The 16683-nt window shown below is 56.3% G+C and carries 8 protein-coding genes and 11 pseudogenes; 6 read left to right on the top strand and 13 right to left on the bottom strand.

Going from position 1 to position 16683, the window contains the following annotated elements; genetic code table 11:
• Positions 1–154: 154 nt before the first annotated feature.
• From arsH to N7E01_RS03570, 6 genes and pseudogenes are all read right to left on the bottom strand, one after another.
• Positions 155–807 (bottom strand): annotated as a pseudogene (arsH, locus tag N7E01_RS03545) (arsenical resistance protein ArsH).
• Between the two features lie 113 nt (positions 808–920).
• Positions 921–1933, bottom strand: a pseudogene (arsB, locus tag N7E01_RS03550) (ACR3 family arsenite efflux transporter).
• Positions 1934–2017: 84 nt separating this feature from the next.
• On the bottom strand, positions 2018–2518 hold the full coding sequence (locus N7E01_RS03555) for an arsenate reductase ArsC (protein WP_289174645.1): 501 nt from the start codon (positions 2516–2518) through the stop codon (positions 2018–2020).
• Positions 2519–2605: 87 nt separating this feature from the next.
• Entirely contained in the window at positions 2606–2932 is a 327-nt protein-coding gene (locus N7E01_RS03560; protein ID WP_289174646.1) for an ArsR/SmtB family transcription factor, read from the bottom strand.
• A gap of 30 nt (positions 2933–2962) precedes the next feature.
• On the bottom strand, positions 2963–4198 hold the full coding sequence (gene arsJ, locus N7E01_RS03565; protein ID WP_289174647.1) for an organoarsenical effux MFS transporter ArsJ: 1236 nt from the start codon (positions 4196–4198) through the stop codon (positions 2963–2965).
• An 11-nt stretch (positions 4199–4209) separates the two neighbouring features.
• Positions 4210–5252 (bottom strand): annotated as a pseudogene (locus tag N7E01_RS03570) (ArsJ-associated glyceraldehyde-3-phosphate dehydrogenase).
• Between the two features lie 351 nt (positions 5253–5603).
• Between N7E01_RS03570 and N7E01_RS03575 the strand changes: the two are divergent.
• The 3 pseudogenes from N7E01_RS03575 (at position 5604) to pyrF (ending at position 8573) form a co-directional block, all read left to right on the top strand.
• Positions 5604–5890 (top strand): annotated as a pseudogene (locus N7E01_RS03575) (co-chaperone GroES).
• Between the two features lie 33 nt (positions 5891–5923).
• Positions 5924–7569: pseudogene (groL, locus tag N7E01_RS03580) on the top strand (chaperonin GroEL).
• A 171-nt stretch (positions 7570–7740) separates the two neighbouring features.
• Positions 7741–8573, top strand: a pseudogene (pyrF, locus tag N7E01_RS03585) (orotidine-5'-phosphate decarboxylase).
• On the opposite strand, the gene N7E01_RS03590 reads toward pyrF, so the two are convergent.
• From N7E01_RS03590 to ribBA, 6 genes and pseudogenes are all read right to left on the bottom strand, one after another.
• The gene (locus N7E01_RS03590; RefSeq protein WP_289174648.1) at positions 8539–9045 is read right to left on the bottom strand and encodes a CinA family protein; all 507 of its coding nucleotides are present in this window, start codon (positions 9043–9045) and stop codon (positions 8539–8541) included. The pseudogene pyrF and the gene N7E01_RS03590 overlap by 35 nt on opposite strands.
• Before the next feature lie 74 nt (positions 9046–9119).
• On the bottom strand, positions 9120–9593 hold the full coding sequence (locus tag N7E01_RS03595) for a phosphatidylglycerophosphatase A family protein (RefSeq protein ID WP_289175726.1): 474 nt from the start codon (positions 9591–9593) through the stop codon (positions 9120–9122).
• A 117-nt stretch (positions 9594–9710) separates the two neighbouring features.
• Positions 9711–10679, bottom strand: a pseudogene (thiL, locus tag N7E01_RS03600) (thiamine-phosphate kinase).
• A gap of 31 nt (positions 10680–10710) precedes the next feature.
• A pseudogene (gene nusB, locus N7E01_RS03605) lies at positions 10711–11204 on the bottom strand (transcription antitermination factor NusB).
• The gene (gene ribH, locus N7E01_RS03610; RefSeq protein WP_289174649.1) at positions 11182–11679 is read right to left on the bottom strand and encodes a 6,7-dimethyl-8-ribityllumazine synthase; all 498 of its coding nucleotides are present in this window, start codon (positions 11677–11679) and stop codon (positions 11182–11184) included. The pseudogene nusB and the gene ribH overlap by 23 nt, the downstream one beginning before the upstream one ends.
• A 13-nt stretch (positions 11680–11692) precedes the next feature.
• Positions 11693–12850, bottom strand: a pseudogene (ribBA, locus tag N7E01_RS03615) (bifunctional 3,4-dihydroxy-2-butanone-4-phosphate synthase/GTP cyclohydrolase II).
• 164 nt (positions 12851–13014) lie between these two features.
• On the opposite strand from ribBA, the gene N7E01_RS03620 reads away from it, so the two are divergent.
• Both N7E01_RS03620 and N7E01_RS03625 read left to right on the top strand, forming a co-directional pair.
• Entirely contained in the window at positions 13015–13596 is a 582-nt protein-coding gene (locus N7E01_RS03620) for a CYTH domain-containing protein (protein ID WP_289174650.1), read from the top strand.
• A pseudogene (locus tag N7E01_RS03625) lies at positions 13497–14566 on the top strand (CHAD domain-containing protein). Before N7E01_RS03620 ends, N7E01_RS03625 begins: the two are co-directional and overlap by 100 nt.
• Positions 14567–14643: 77 nt before the next feature.
• Here the strand turns inward: N7E01_RS03625 and ftsY are convergent.
• Positions 14644–15633, bottom strand: a pseudogene (gene ftsY / locus N7E01_RS03630) (signal recognition particle-docking protein FtsY).
• Positions 15634–16084: 451 nt separating this feature from the next.
• On the opposite strand from ftsY, the gene rsmD reads away from it, so the two are divergent.
• Positions 16085–16672, top strand: coding sequence for a 16S rRNA (guanine(966)-N(2))-methyltransferase RsmD (rsmD, locus tag N7E01_RS03635; protein WP_289174651.1), 588 nt, complete (start codon positions 16085–16087; stop codon positions 16670–16672).
• The last annotated feature ends 11 nt before the right edge of the window (positions 16673–16683 follow it).

A 16683-nucleotide genomic window follows, 5' to 3' on the forward strand; every position in this document is an offset into this window, starting at 1 on the left:
TGTCCGACGCAGAAAATAAGTACACGCCAGCCCCGCTTGCCCCCACCAATGATGACTACATCAGCATACATGTCGTTATTGGTCGATGTCATTGTGATGTTCCTTCGGAATCTATGTCGCCATCAAAAAGCGCAATCAGATTGGAATGAGGCATTCAGATCTTGGCCTGATTGACGCGCTGGGTCAGTGCTTCAGCGCTTTCTTTACGTTCACTATACCGATCAACCAGATAGGGTGCTAAATCTCGCGTCAACAAGGTGAATTTCACCAGCTCCTCCACCACATCGACAACACGGTCGTAGTAACTTGAGGGTTTCATGCGATTCGTGTCATCGAATTCTTGATACGCCTTGGCAACTGAAGACTGGTTTGGAATGGTCAGCATCCGCATCCAACGCCCCAAGACACGCATCTGATTCACCGCATTAAAGGACTGGCTTCCCCGCTCACTTGCATGACGGCAAGCGTCTTGCCTTGGGTCGGACGAATGGCCCCTATAGACAAGGGGATCCAGTCAATTTGAGCTTTCATGATGCCTGTCATAGCGCCATGGCGTTCTGGTGAGCACCAGACCATACCTTCGCACCACTGAACAAGATTTCGAAGCTCTTCTACCTTAGGATGAGTTTCTGGCGCATCATCAGGCAAAGGCAGCCCAGTGGGATTGAATAACCTCGGCTCCGCACCCATGGCCCTGAGCAAGCGGGCAGCCTCTTCAGCTAACAAGCGACTGAAAGATCGTTCTCTAAGCGATCCATACAAGAGCAGAATCCGTGGCGGATGACTGGATTGAAGAGGGTTACGCATTTTTTCTATGGCTGGCACAGAGAAATGCTCTGGCACCACCGCTGGCAGTTCGCTCTCCAAGCCCACAATCGCGTTTTCATTTGTCATGGCAGCATCAACCTTCGTCGTCTATCTTAAGCATTTTTGGGTCGCCAGGCGTTGACAAGAGCAACGAGCGACAGCATTACAGGCACCTCGACAAGTACACCCACCACCGTCGCCAGAGCCGCACCTGAGTTCAGCCCGAACAATGAAATAGCCACCGCAACAGCCAACTCAAAAAAGTTTGACGTTCCGATCAAACAGGCAGGCCCTGCCACATCGTGTTCGAGTTTGAGCAACCTGGCCCCCACCAACCAATGATGAAAATGCCATATGACTGCAAGACCAGCGGTACTGCTATCAGACCGATCACGCCGGGTTGCTCGACGATCGTATTGGCCTGGAAACCAAACAAAAGCACGACCGTGGCAATCAGACCCACGATGGACCAAGGCTTCAGTGCCGCAACATAGGATGACAACGCCTGTTGAGAACGCCTGAGCAACACATGGCGCGTCAGGACACCCGCCATCAGTGGCAAAACCACATAGAGCACCGTGGACAGCAACAAGGTTTCCCACGGCACGGTGACATCAGTGACACCAAGCAGGAAAGCCGCGATGGGTGCAAAAGCAAACACCATGATGAGGTCGTTCACTGAAACCTGAACCAGGGTGTAGTTGGCATCACCCTTGACCAGTTGGCTCCAGACAAACACCATCGCAGTACAAGGGGCAACGCCAAGCAAGATCATGCCTGCAATATATTCACTGGCCGACTGGGGGTCTACCCAAGGTGCAAACAAGTACTGGAAAAACAGCACTCCCAGCGCCGCCATGGTGAAGGGCTTGATCAGCCAGTTCACGACCAGCGTGAGCAACAGGCCTTGCGGGCGCTTGCCAACGTCTTTCACCGCATGCCAATCAATCTGGATCATCATCGGGTAGATCATCACCCAGATGAAGACGGCAACCACCAGGTTGACTTGAGCGTACTCAAGCCTGGCAACCACTTCAAACAGACCAGGCTGCCACAGCCCCAGAACTACGCCGGCCCCAATACCCAGAGCAACCCAAATCGTCAAAAAACGTTCAAACAATCCCACAACCTTATCTCCATTTAACCCTATCTGAAACGACCAAAGCCAAGCCTTTTGCAGGGCTTGGCTCTTCCAGCAGAAAACCAGATATCAACCAGACTGCTTGGCAATGCTGTGCAACTCTTGTTGCAGCGAAAGCTTGTCTAATTTCTCAAGAGGCAAACTAACGAGTAACCCAATACGTGTATGCAATGTTCTGAACACCGATGAAAACACCTTTTGTCGCTCTTCTTCTGTACCTTGGGCTGCCACAGGGTCTTCCACGCCCCAGTGAGCAGTCATGGGTTGCCCAGGCCATAGTGGACAGACTTCACCTGCGGCCTGATCACACACCGTCAGCACAAAATCCATCGCAGGCGCATCTGGACGAGCAAACTCATCCCAGCTTTTGCTGCGCAACCCATCCAACGGAAAGTTATTGCGCTTAAGCAAGTCAAGTGTCAGCGGGTTGACCTCACCTGCGGGATGACTGCCTGCGCTGTAGCCACGAAAGCGGCCTGCGCCTGCCTTATTGAGGAGTGCCTCAGCCATGATGCTTCGGGCTGAGTTCCCAGTGCATAGAAATAAAACGTTGTAGATCCGGGAGGACATGTCGATTCCTTAGAGGTAGAGTACGGCAAAACAGGGGATGACCAAATAAAAATAGATTGGAGGGTACAGCTGCTCGATGAAGGGACGTCAGCAATCAGTGCATGCTGGGACAGAAGTCGTAAGACATGGCTGCCCTTGACAGCACTCGGCCGTCAAAAAGCCAAGCAGCGAATCCATTGCGGCAAACTCGGCACGGTAGATAATGTTTCGGCCATCTCGCTCGGATGTGACCAAACCGGCATGACTGAGCTCTTTCAGATGAAAGGACAACGCAGTCGAGTTAACGTCTAACTTCTCTGCCATATGGCCGGGCGTCAGACCATCTTTGCCGGCAACCACCAGCAAGCGAAACAACCTTAAACGGGTTTCCTGGGCCAACGCCGCCAGCGCTTTCACAACGGCTGATTCATTCATTGCATTTCCTTGATCATTGCTAATTGAGGCTTACCGCGCCACTTTAACCGGCAGAGACAAGGTAAAGGCCCAGCAAATCAACAGCATCACGGCTGAACCCAATAGGGCGTAAAGCAACCCACCCCATTGATAAAGCAGTCCGGACATCAACGTACCAATAAACCGGCCCAAGGCATTGGCAGCGTAGTAAAAACCGACGTCTTCCGCCGCTTTCTCTGAACCCGCATAAGCCAGGACCAGATACGAATGAACCGAAGAGTTGACCGCAAAAGCAAAGCCGAATACACCCAGACCCGCTACCACGACCCATTCCAAATGAGGCAGGTCAAAGACAACTGCGATCGCAATCGCCATAGGCACTGCCGCCAATAGCGCTGACCACAACCGTGCGGCCGGCACTTCGCTGCTCAATCCATCAACGCTGCGTTTGACGATATTCGGCGCCAAGGCTTGCAGCAGGCCATAGCCAATCGTCCAGGCTGCAAGGAAGCCACCGACCATGGTGAAGTTCCAGCCCACTGAATACAGAAAGACGGGTACACCCACGACAAACCAGACATCCCGCGCCCCGAACAGAACAACGCGTGCAGCGGCCAGCGCATTAATCCCGGCATTCTTGGCAAACAACTCTTTGGCTGATGTAGAGGCCTTGCTCTTGCCCATCATTTTGGGCAAGAAACTGACCACCGCCAGCAAAACCACAGCCAGCAGTGCGGCCATTAACCAGAGCGACGCCTGAAAACCAAGCGTTTGCAGCAACACCCCACCCAAAAAGAAGCCGAACCCCTTCATGGCGTTCTTGCTGCCTGTAAACCAGGCGACCCACTTGAAGAGCTGACCACTGTCTGAGGCACCTTGTTGAGCCATGGCGGCTTGCTGGGTGACCTTGATGGCCGATTTACTCGCGGTCTTGGTCAGATCTTTCGCAACGCCGCAAATACCCTGTGCCGCGACCACCCAAGCCACAGACATAGCCGCCGTCCACTCGGGATTCAACAATGACAGCACCGTAAAGCCGACAATCTGCGTCACAAGGCCAACCGTTAACATGCGGGTAATGCCAAAACGGGTTGCCAGCCAACCACCAATCAGGTTTGCCAACACGCCTGCGGCCTCATAAAGCAGAAATAAAAACGCCAGCGTGAAAGGAGAGTAGCCAAGTTGGTAAAAGTGCAGCAGCACCAGCATGCGCAGAGCGCCGTCCGTAAGGGTGAAACCCCAGTACGACGCCGTGACGATGGCGTAATTGCGAGCGGCATGTTGCATTGTCATAGGTCTCAGAGCCCCTGCGCTTCAATGTGTTTGGCCAAGTCGACCATCCGGCAGGCGTAACCCATTTCGTTGTCATACCACGCGTAGACCTTAAGCAGGGTGCCATCCGTCACCATGGTGGAAGGACCATCAACAATGGAACTACGCGTATCGCGGGCGTAGTCCGCACTCACCAAGGAAGCTCTTCGTAACCCAAAATACCTGCCAAAGGACCTTGTGCAGCGGCTTTAAACAGCGAGTTAACTTCCTGGGCAGTCGTCTCGCGCCGAAGCTCGAACACGCAATCGGTCAGCGAAGCATTCAACACGGGCGCCCGTACCGCATGACCATTGAGCTTGCCTTTGAGCTCCGGGTAAATGAGTGCAATGGCCGTAGCGCTACCCGTTGTCGTCGGTGCAAGACTCAACATCGCGCTGCGTGCGCGACGCAAGTCTTTATGAGGAGCATCAACCATCAGATTGGTGTTGGTCGGGTCGTGAATCGTGGTGATCTGACCATGCCGAATACCAAGGTTTTCATGGACGACCTTGACCACAGGCGCAAGGCAGTTCGTCGTACAGCTGGCGGCAGTAACGATGCGATCTTTGGAGGGGTCATACAAATGTTCGTTGACCCCAACCACCACATTGAGCACACCACCGGTTTTGACAGGAGCAGCGACGATGACGCGCTTGGCACCACGATCGAGGTGGCCTTGAATGGCTTCAGGACTCAGGAATTTTCCAGTGCACTCCAGCACCACGTCGACCCCCAGGTCGCCCCAAGGAATATCGGCCGGATTGGCATGCGCACTGAAGGCCATCCGCTTTCCGTCGATGTGAATTGCATCTTCACCCTCAGCAGTGATTTCAGCGCGCCATCGCCCTTGCACCGAGTCAAAGGAGAGCAGATGAGCTGTACCCGCTGCGCCGCCCTTGAGTTCATTCACAGCCACCACATCAAGCCGATTCTCAGCCCGAGGATCATCGCCTTGACGTTCGGCCGCACCCATTGCCGAGCGCAGCGCCAGCCGGCCAATGCGGCCCATGCCATTGATACCTACTTTCATGTCAACCTCTATTATTTGATAGTTCAATATATATTGAACTATCAAATAATTGTATGAACTTTATATGACAAGTGAAGACTGGCTGTTAATCAGCACCAGATAGCGGAAAAATTTTGACTCAAATGTACAGGTGGGCAACCGCCCATGGCCAGTCAATTCCAGAGTTGCAAACTGAGTGAACAAATTTGCAAACTCAATGGACGTCGACAACAACCGCGAAAATGTAACAAAACGCACCCTACCCCTTGAAGTCCTGGACTTCATCCTTATAATTAGCACTCGATGGGGTTGAGTGCTAACAACGCCCCGCTAATTGAATATAAACGTTATTTTCTGAACAGGAGTACCTTCATGGCACTGCGTCCTTTGCACGATCGCGTGATCGTCAAACGTCTGGACAACGAGCGTAAAACCGCCTCGGGCATCGTTATCCCTGAAAGCGCCGCTGAAAAACCCGACCAAGGTGAAGTGATCGCTGTTGGTCCCGGCAAAAAACTGAAGACGGCAAGATTCTTCCCGTCGACGTCAAAGCTGGCGACAAAGTTCTGTTTGGTAAATATGCCGGCCAGACCGTCAAGGTTGATGGCGAAGAACTGCTCGTTATCCGCGAGGACGAAATCCTCGCCGTGATCCAGTAATCCGCATCAAACGAATCAAGCAAGGAATAAACCATGGCAGCTAAACAAGTTCTATTTGGTGATGACGCCCGTTCACGCATTGTGCGTGGCGTAAACGTTCTGGCCAACGCCGTTAAAACAACATTGGGCCCCAAAGGCCGCAACGTTGTTCTTGAGCGCTCTTTCGGCGCCCCCACCGTTACTAAAGACGGTGTTTCCGTTGCCAAAGAAATCGAACTGAAAGACAAGTTCGAAAACATTGGCGCCCAGCTGGTTAAGGAAGTTGCCTCCAAAACTTCCGACAACGCCGGTGACGGTACAACAACCGCAACCGTTCTGGCCCAGTCGATCGTTGAAGAAGGCATCAAGTACGTTACCGCCGGCATCAACCCGATGGACCTGAAGCGCGGTATCGACAAAGCCGTTACTGCGGCTATCGCCGAACTGCAAAAACTGTCGAAGCCCTGCACAACCAGCAAAGAAATCGCCCAGGTTGGCTCGATTTCGGCGAACAGCGACGCCTCCATCGGCCAGATCATTGCTGACGCAATGGACAAAGTCGGTAAAGAAGGCGTTATCACGGTTGAAGACGGCAAATCGCTCGAAAACGAACTCGACGTCGTTGAAGGCATGCAGTTCGACCGTGGCTACCTGTCGCCCTATTTCATCAACACACAAGAAAAGCAAGCCGCTATTCTTGAGAACCCCTACATCCTGATTTTCGACAAGAAAATCAGCAACATCCGTGACCTGCTGCCCGTTCTGGAACAAGTCGCAAAGTCCAGCCGTCCTCTGCTGATCATCGCTGAAGACGTCGAAGGCGAAGCGCTGGCTACCCTGGTTGTAAACAACATCCGCGGCATCCTGAAGACAACCGCTGTCAAGGCGCCTGGCTTTGGCGACCGTCGTAAAGCCATGCTGGAAGACATCGCCATCCTGACTGGCGGTACCGTGATTTCGGAAGAAACCGGTGGTTCGCTCGAAAACGCAACGCTGGAAGATCTCGGTCAAGCCAAGCGCGTTGAAGTGGCCAAAGAAAACACCACGATCATCGACGGCGCTGGCGACAGCAAGTCAATCGAAGCACGTGTCAAGCAGATCCGTGTCCAGATCGAAGAAGCCACGTCCGACTACGACCGTGAAAAACTGCAAGAGCGCGTTGCCAAGCTGGCTGGCGGTGTTGCCGTTATCCGCGTCGGTGCGGCCACCGAAGTCGAAATGAAAGAGAAAAAGCACGCGTTGAAGACGCGCTGCACGCCACACGCGCTGCCGTTGAAGAAGGTATCGTTCCTGGCGGTGGCGTTGCACTGATCCGTGCCAAGGCTGCTGTAGCCCAGGTTAAAGGCGACAATATCGACCAAGAGGCCGGTATCAAGCTGATCCTGCGCGCTATCGAAGCCCCTCTGCGCACCATCGTTGCCAACGCTGGCGACGAGCCCAGCGTTGTCGTCAACAACGTAGCCAGCGGTTCGGGTAACTACGGTTACAACGCGGCAACTGGCGAGTACGGTGACCTGGTAGAGCAAGGCGTTCTTGATCCCACCAAGGTTACACGCACTGCACTGCAAAACGCTGCATCGGTCGCTTCGCTGCTGCTGACGACTGAAGCTGCTGTTGCAGAACTGCCTGAAGACAAGCCAGCTCCTGCAATGCCTGACATGGGCGGTATGGGCGGCATGGGTGGTATGGGCGGCTTCTAATCAAGCCCCTGCAGTACCTGCAGTACCTGCAGTACCTGCTGTACTTCGCAAGGCCCCCGCAGAAATGCGGGGGCCTTGTTGCATGCAAAGAAGCGGAACAGGGCCGGCCTCCTGCTCTACAATACCCTTCTTTTGTCGGCCTGGCCGGCATCGCCAAACCACGGATTCCCCATGAAATTCACCGAGAAACTCGAAGCAGCCTGGGCGCACGCCAATTCAATGCTGGTTGTGGGCCTTGACCCCGACCCCAAGCGCTTTCCTGCCGAACTCAAAGGCCACCCCGACGCCATTTTTCTGTTCTGCAAAGGCATTGTCGATGCCACAGCAGGCTTCGCGTGCGCCGTCAAACCTCAGATCGCCTACTTTGCTGCGCAACGCGCCGAAGACCAGCTTGAGGCCCTGTGCACCTATCTGCGCGAACAATACCCCCACCTGCCTGTCATTCTTGATGCCAAACGCGGCGATATTGGTTCAACCGCTGAACAATATGCCGCTGAAGCCTTCGAACGCTATCAGGCGGATGCCGTGACCGTAAACCCTTATATGGGCTTCGACTCGGTAAAGCCTTATCTGGAATGGGAAGAAAAAGGGGTCATTGTGCTGTGCCGCACCTCGAATGAGGGGGCTCTGACCTGCAGTTTCTGGATGTCGGCCATGGCAAACCGCTGTACCTGCATGTGGCCGAACAAGTCGCCAACCGCTGGAACACCACAGGCCAGTGTGCGCTGGTTGTCGGTGCCACCTTCCCGAATGAAATTGCCAAGGTCCGGGCCTGCGTCGGTGACATGCCGCTGCTGATTCCGGGCATCGGGGCACAGGGCGGTGACATTGTGGGCACTGTCGCTGCCGGTCAGGACAGCCAGGGGCTGGGTATGATGATCAATTCGTCACGGGCGATTTTGTATGCCAGCGGTGGCGACGACTGGCGCGAGGCAGCCGCGCTGGCCGCGATTGAAACACGCGAAGCGATCAACGCGGCAAAATCAGCTGCAGCGCGGTCGTAAGCGCGAACTGAACGGCAGCCTCGCGAATTGCGCGACGGTTGCCGTCAAATACGCGGGTAATCGCCTGGGTTGAAACCCCGCCTGCCGCCCGATGGGCAAAACCAAAACATACCATCCCGACGGGTTTTCCTGCGCTGCCCCCACCCGGCCCTGCCACACCGGTCGTCGAGATCGCAAAATCGGCCCGCGCGACCACTGAAAGCACACCTCCGGCCATCTCCATGGCCGTTTCCTCACTGACAGCACCGAAGCGTTCAAGCGTATCGGTAGCCACACCCAGATGGGCAGCCTTGGCATCGTTGCTGTAGGTGACGAAACCGCGATCAAACCACTGACTGGAACCTGGCACATCGGTCAGGGCTGCGGATAACAACCCACCCGTACAGGATTCGGCCGTTGCCATCATCCAGCCTCGCTGGATCAAGGCTTCTCCCAGCTGATGGGCATGATCGTAATAGTCGGGCAAGCTCATAGATTAAGTTCCTGGTGATTGGGGCATCGGTTACTCGGGCGGAAAGGTCAAGCCAGATGACCGTAACAACAAAATCAGGCCAACATGTCCAGTATGCCGGCGTAAGCCAGTACTGCCAACACGCCAAGCGTATAGAGCGCGGCCAGAAGGTCATCCCACATCACGCCAAAACCATTCTTCAGACGCGCATCGAAAAAACGGATGGGTGGCGGTTTGACAATATCAAACAACCGGAACAAACCAAAGGCCAGCAACTGAACCCGGAACGCATCGGGTACACACCAAAGAACCAGCCAGATGGCCACCATTTCGTCCCAGACCATACCCCCATGATCGGGCCGGCCCAGCTCGTTGCCCACCCGTTGGCAAATCAGACAACCATACAGAAAGCACACGACCAGGGCCAGCGCCACACCCATGTCCGGCAAACGTGAAACCACCAGTACCCAGAGCGCCCAACCCAGCAGGGTACCCCAGGTACCGGGAGCCGGGCGGATCAACCCGCTGCCGAAACCAAAGGCCAGCACACGTGCAGGCGAGCGCAGCATCCAGCCAAAACCGGGCTGCACGTTCGGCTCGGCTTCAGGCCGATGCGATACGGCATGCTTGTTTTGATTCGAAGAGTTGATAGACATGACACTCCGGGATGGCGGCAACCGCCGCACCTAAAAATGCTGAAACCCTTGCCGCGTGACCTGCACAACGGCGCCGTTGTCACGCACGACGTGTTGCCGACCTGCCTCGGGCGTAATGGTGCCAACGCGCGTTACCCGAACGCCGCAGGCCTGCGCCTGGGCCTGAATCGCCTCACGAACCGCTGGCGCCGCCGTAAAACACAGTTGATACACATCGCCCCCGGACAAAACTGCATCTTGCCGCAACGCATCAGGCAATCCTGACAACGCCGGATGAACTGGCAGATCATCATAACGAATGTATGCGCCACAGTTGCTGGCCGTCAGAATGTGACCCAGATCTTGCAAAAAACCGTCGGAAATATCGAGAGCAGCATGCGCAAGGCCTGCGAGGCGCATACCAAACACTAGTGGCGGCTGCGGTAGCTCAAGTGCCTGACGCAATGCCGACTCATGCAACAGCATCTGGCCACGAACATCGGCCGGCAAAGCGTCTTGCAACAACAGCAAAGCCATATGCGGAGCACCCAACATGCCGGTAACCCAAATGTCATCGTCAACCCGGGCAGCATCACGACGCAAAGCAAATGCCGCGTCCACCTCTCCAAACACCGTAATGCTCAGGGTGATTTTTTCGGCCCAGGTGGTATCGCCCCCCACCAGCGGACAGCCGGCTTGTTCAGCGAGCGCATAAAAGCCGTCTGAAAACCCGGAAAGCCACGCGTCATCAATGGCCGGGATGGCAAGCCCAAGCACACACCCCAAAGGGCTGCGCCCATTGCGGCAAGATCGGAAAGATTGACTGCAAGCGCCTTGTGGCCCAAAGATGAGGCAGAGACATCCGAAAAAAATGTCGACCCTCAACCAGGAGGTCGGTGCTGACGGCCAGTTTTTTGCCTGGCCTGACAGGCAGCAACGCGCAGTCATCCCCGCCCCCAGGTAACCTGGAGGAACGGGTCGGGAAAAATAGCGGTTGATAAGGTCGAATTCGCGGCCCATGACGCACAGGCCTGATCAGGCCAAACCGTACTTAACGACGGGCAGCGGCCTGAACTTCGGCCGCCCTGACCTGGGCTGCCAGTTTGTCGAGCACACCGTTGACGAACTTGAAGCCGTCAGTACCGCCAAACGATTTGGCCAACTCGACGGCTTCGTTGATGGCCACTTTATAGGGGACCTCGACGTGATGCACCAGCTCGAAACTGCCGATGAGCAAGATGCCGTGCTCGATAGGAGACAGTTCTTCGAGCGGGCGATCAATGAAGGGCAAAAACCTTCACGCAGCGACGGGGCTTCACGCAACACCCCGTGCAGCAAGGTTTTGAACCAGGCCGCATCAGCTTCAGGAAACTCGTCGTTGTCGCGAATGTGCGCGTCGATGTCACCGGCGTCTTGCACGCTGACATCACCGCGCAACAGCCAGGCATAAACACCCTGGAGTGCAAATTCACGTGCACGGCGCCGGGCGCTGCGTGCATTGACGCGACCGGCGGCGGACTCTTTACTCTTCGTCAATGTCGTCATCCTCGTCATCGGCTTCAGGCTCAAGTGCCGCAACCAGATTAGCCATTTCGACGGCCGCACGGGCACAATCGCGACCCTTGTCGGCGGCGCGAACTTCAGCCTGTTCGTCAGTTTCAGTGGTCAGGACGCCGTTAATGACAGGGATGCCGGTTTCAAGGGCAACACGGGTGATTGCAGCGCCACTTTCGTTACTGACGAGCTCGAAGTGATAGGTTTCACCGCGAATGACGGCACCCAAGGCAATAAGGGCGTCGAACTCGTAGGTTTCAGCCATCTTGGCCAGGGTAAGGCCCAGCTCAAGGGCACCCGGCACCGTAACTACCATGACATCGCGTTCATCGACGCCCATCTCGGCCAGCTCGGCAAGACAGGCCTCAAGCTCGGCCATGCCGATGTTTTCATTAAAACGAGCACGTACCACGCCGATGTGCAGGCCTTCCCCGTTCAAGTCGGGAAACAAAGTGTATGGAGTCATTGGATAGGTCCTTTCAGGCGTTGGAATCGGGTTCGGTATGGTAACCGGTAATGGTCAGCGAAAAGCCGGCCATACTGGGCATTTTTCGGGGCGTGCCAGCAACCTGGCTTGCCCGACGTCGAGATCACGCAGGATCTGCGCGCCAATACCATATGTGAGCAAATCGAAGCGATTGCCCCCGTTGGACTTGCGCGGCACGGGGGCTGACCCCAGGCACCAGCCTGCTCGAACAAATGATTGACGGAGGCATCGCAATTGAGGAAGACCATGACACCACTGGGCGATGCCTTGATGGTGCGCAATGCCTTGGCCACCGTCCAGCTGTGCGCCGAAGCGTCTTCTGACAAGACGTCGAGCAAGGTGGTGGGCTCATGGACGCGCACCAGGGTTTCAGTGTCGTGCGAAATAGTGCCATGAACCAGCGCCAGATGCGCAGCGCCCGAGGCCTTGTCGCGATAGACCACAGCGTCGAATTCGCCCCAGGGGTAGACATATTACGGCGCCCGACGCGTTCGATCATGGACTCATGCTCGCTGCGGTACTGGATAAGGTCTTCGATGGTACCGATTTTAAGGTTGTGCTGAGCCGCAAAAATTTGCAGGTCGGGCAACCGGGCCATCGTGCCGTCGGGTTTAAGAATTTCACAGATGACTGCGGCCGGAGTAAGACCCGCCAATGCCGTCAGGTCGCACCCGGCTTCGGTATGCCCGGCACGTACCAGCACGCCGCCACGAACCGCCTGCACCGGGAAGATGTGCCCGGGCTGGACGACATCGGTGGGTTTGGCATCACGAGCGACAGCGACCTGAATGGTGCGGGCACGGTCTGCGGCTGAAATACCGGTTTCAACCCCTTCCGCAGCTTCGATGGACATGGTGAAATTGGTGCCAAAGCGCGCACCATTGCGACTGGCCATAAGGGGCAAATCAAGTTGCCGGCAGCGCTCTTCGGTAAGGGTAAGGCACACCAGGCCCCGCGCATGCGTGACCATGAAGTTGATTGCTTCGGGTGTGACATAGTCGGCGGCAAGAACAAGGTCACCCTCGTTTTCGCGGTCTTCTTCGTCGACCAGAATGACCATGCGCCCTTCACGCAATTCGGCGATGATTTCAGAGACAGGAGAAATTCCGGCGGGTTCGATGGCGCCGCCAGTAAGAATCGGTTCGGTCATGGCATGAGGCTCAGTTATAAGTGGCGCCATTTTAGCGCGTACCGGGGTCTGATTCGAGGCCTTCGGCCGGTTATCCGAAATGTTTGTTGACGGTTGTCATACAAACAACAACTCAAAACCGTTATGATCATTGTTGTATTAAATTGCCGGGCCTACGCACTGCCATGACCGAACGTGAAATCAAGCTGCACGTCCCTGACTCAGCCAAAGCCGAAATCGCCCGACACCTGCGCGTTGCCAAAGCACGGCGCATCACCCTTCAGGCCAAATATTTCGACACGCCTGAACGCGAACTGGCCAACGCCGGTATTGCCTTGCGTATTCGCAAAGAAGGGCGCCGATGGGTACAAACCGTCAAGGCACCGGGCACTGACGCGCTGTCGCGCCTCGAGCTCAACCACTTGCGCAGCGCCCCCGAACTTGACCTGGCACTTTATACCGGCACCGCGCTTGAACCCTTGTTTGCAGCGCTCAAGGGGCCATTGTGCCTGCGTTACGAAACGAAAGTAACGCGCCAGGTGCTGCCCTACGAAGCCGATGGCAATGCCATTGAAATTGCTTACGACCAGGGGCCTTGTTTGCCGGCGAGCTCGAACTTCCCATCAGTGAGGTCGAATTCGAATATGTGGCCGGCGATCCAGCCCGCATGTTTTCACTGGCCCGCGAATGGGTCGAAAAATTCAGCCTTGTTCTTGATTTGCGCTCGAAGTCAGAGCGTGGCGACGCCCTGGCCAGCCTGGCGTTAAGTACCAGCACCGACGCCAATGGCCAAACTGTTGTCACCACGGTGGCCAACCCCAACCTGGCCTCATTGTTCCGAGCCCGCCGGGCCAAGCCTGTCGCACTGAAACCTCGCGCCTCGGTCACCGAGGCTTACCTGTCTTGCCTGAACGAGTGCCTTGCCCAGATCATCCATAACACCGCCTACGCGGCTGGCGTCGACACACATAACGCCAACAGCAGCCTGCACATTGAATACACGCACCAGCTGCGTGTTGGCATACGCCGTCTGCGTTCATGCCTGAAATTGTTTGCCGGTAATGTGCCGGCAATCCCTGCCAACGACATGGCTGTTTTGCGCAACGCCTTCAATTTGCTGGGCATGGCGCGTGACGGCGATGTGGTGGCACTGGTTGTCCACCCGCAGCTAAAGCTTGCCGGGCTGCCCGACATCCGCATGCCTCGCCATGCGGCCAAAGGCCCCAAGGCCAGCGTCGTGGCCGCCAACCCCGAGCTGCAGGCGGTATTGGTCAACCTGATGGCCTACCTGGTCCAGCTGGGAGACCAATTGCAACAAAGCCTGGCCGACACCCAAACGCAACCCGAGCCCGCCAAAGCGGTACTGGTCAGGCGCCTGGCCGACTGGTTAAAAAAGTCAGCAAAAAAGGCAGCAAATTCAGCGAATTGCCCATTGAAGCCCAGCACGATTTACGCAAAGACGTCAAAGCGCTGCGCTACTGTCTGGATTTTTCCGATGCCTTGCTGACGAAAAGCAATATTGCCGACATTCGCAAAGTGCTGGAACTGGTGCAGGAAGACCTGGGCGAACTGAACGACTTTTATACTGCCGAAACGTTTTACGAACCGCTGACCGCCAAACAACCACAAGCATGGTTCGCCATTGGCTGGCTGCGGGCTGAACAGGCACGCAAACGCCTGACATCGCAAGCATTGTTCAAGCAATTGGCCAAAACCGGGGCGCTGAAAACGCGCTGATGTTTATCTGTTGACGCTGTTCTGCCCATACTGGCCAAGCCGCACAAGGCGGCAGGCCAGTTTCCGGAAGCTGCCCACTAACCCAACAGGGCGGACGCAAACTCGGAGGCCACAAACGGCTGCAGGTCTTCCAGGCTTTCACCCACACCGATCCAGTACACCGGTACCGGACGCACCCCTGACTACCCGCCGCTACAGCGGCCAGGGTCCCGCCTTTGGCAGTGCCATCAAGCTTGGTCACCACCAGACCGGTCAGGTTGATTGCGGCATCGAATGCCCGAATCTGGGCAATAGCGTTTTGTCCGGTATTACCGTCCACCACCAGCAAGACCTCATGGGGGCTGTGGCGTCGGCCTTGCCGATAACCCGCCGGATTTTCTTGAGTTCTTCCATCAGATGTAACTGGGTTGGCAAGCGGCCTGCCGTGTCGACCATGACAACATCGGCGCCGCGCGCACGGCCGGCATTAACCGCATCAAACGCCACAGCCGCCGGGTCGCCCCCGTCTTGGGCAATGACATTGACATTGTTACGCGCCCCCATGCCACCAGCTGTTCACGCGCTGCCGCACGGAACGTATCACCGGCCGCCAGCAAAACACTTTTGCCCTGACGCTGAAAGGTGTTGGCCAACTTGCCGATCGAGGTCGTCTTGCCTGCCCCGTTAACACCGGCAATCATGATCACCAGCGGCTTGGCGGCATCTAGCGGGAACGGTTTTTCGAGCGGTTTGAGGTGAGCGGCCAGAATGTCACGCAGCGCGGCCTTGACCTGATCGGCTTCGGTAAGCCGGTCTTTACGAACACGGGCCCGCAATTGGGTCAGGAGTGCGTTGGTCGCCTCGACACCCGCATCGGCCATGATAAGCGCGGTTTCAAGCTCTTCGTAGAGATTTTCATCAACCTTGACGCCGACAAAGAGGCTGCCCAACGACTGCCCGGTTTTAGACAAGCCTTGCTTGAGACGGGCCATCCAGGACATTTTGCGTGGTGCCTCAGGCTCTGGAGCAACCGCAGGTTCTTCAACGGCAGCAGCTGACGACAAGGGAGCAGCCACCGCATCGCCCATGACCACCGCAGGCGTATCTGCCGCCGGTGGCGGCACCAGAGGCAACGGGGCTTCATTGCGCAGCCCTTCAGCCCCAGTGTCTGGAAGCGAAGTGCCACCAGTTGCTTCCGTCTTTAGTTCGGGGACTACACTACTGCCAACTACTTCAGCCTGCACCTCCGGGACCGTGGCACCAGGGGCCACTTCAGCCGGAGCTTCGGGTGCCACAGCGCCGCCGGATGCCAATGGTTCCGCTACGAGTGGCACAACATTCTGGCCTGACACTGTTCCCTTGGCCTCGGCATCGCCAACTGCGGACTGGTCGGGTGCGTCAACCGCGTCCGGCACATTTTCCGGTGTAATGACCGGCTTTTTTCTTTTAAAAAAACTGAACATACGCTTTACACTAACCTATTCAATAGCCCTTGTCGGCCCCTTGCGCAGGCGCTCGACAGCATTTCGACAGCACAGCATGAAAAAACACAATGTCCGTATTGTAGGCGGTGATTACCGGCGGACTCCAATTCCAGTCGTTGACGCACCCGGCCTTCGCCCCACACCCGACCGCGTTCGCGAAACTCTTTATAACTGGCTCAGCCATTTCTGGGGAGCCGATTTTCACGACAAGGCAGTCCTTGACCTGTTTGCGGGAACGGGTGCCCTTGGCTTTGAAGCCGCATCACGCGGCGCGGCCCATGTTCAGATGGTCGAATCCAACCCACACGCAGTGGCCGCCCTGCGCGCCCTTCGCACCAAACTCAAGGCAGACAATGTTCGGGTGTTTCCGGGCGATGCCCTGCATGTTCTCGAACGCACGGCCAACCCGTTTGACCTTGTTTTACTGGACCCACCATTCAATCAGGGGTGGCTGGAAAAAATCTGGCCCTTGCTGCCTGCCGTCCTCGCCCCCGACGCACTGGTGTATGTTGAGTCCGAGGCTCCGGTCAGCCCTCCCCCATCGCTTGAAGCATTGCGCGAAGGACGCGCGGGCAGCGTGCATTACCAGTTGCTAAAAATTGCTGCACCGCAAGATAAAATAATGCCGAGTGCGGTACACTAACCATCAACCTT

The organism is Neopusillimonas aromaticivorans (assembly GCF_030344915.1).
Taxonomy (GTDB): Bacteria; Pseudomonadota; Gammaproteobacteria; order Burkholderiales; family Burkholderiaceae_B; genus Neopusillimonas; species Neopusillimonas aromaticivorans.

Bases quoted from the DNA above. Each gene is read 5' to 3' on its own strand.
- ribH (WP_289174649.1), bottom strand. From the start codon at position 11,679: ATGACTCCATACACTTTGTTTCCCGACTTGAACGGGGAAGGCCTGCAC.
- N7E01_RS03560 (WP_289174646.1), bottom strand. From the start codon at position 2,932: ATGAATGAATCAGCCGTTGTGAAAGCGCTGGCGGCGTTGGCCCAGGAA.
- rsmD (WP_289174651.1), top strand. From the start codon at position 16,085: ATGAAAAAACACAATGTCCGTATTGTAGGCGGTGATTACCGGCGGACT.
- N7E01_RS03595 (WP_289175726.1), bottom strand. From the start codon at position 9,593: ATGCTGCGCTCGCCTGCACGTGTGCTGGCCTTTGGTTTCGGCAGCGGG.
- N7E01_RS03555 (WP_289174645.1), bottom strand. From the start codon at position 2,518: ATGTCCTCCCGGATCTACAACGTTTTATTTCTATGCACTGGGAACTCA.
- N7E01_RS03620 (WP_289174650.1), top strand. From the start codon at position 13,015: ATGACCGAACGTGAAATCAAGCTGCACGTCCCTGACTCAGCCAAAGCC.
- arsJ (WP_289174647.1), bottom strand. From the start codon at position 4,198: ATGCAACATGCCGCTCGCAATTACGCCATCGTCACGGCGTCGTACTGG.
- N7E01_RS03590 (WP_289174648.1), bottom strand. From the start codon at position 9,045: ATGAGCTTGCCCGACTATTACGATCATGCCCATCAGCTGGGAGAAGCC.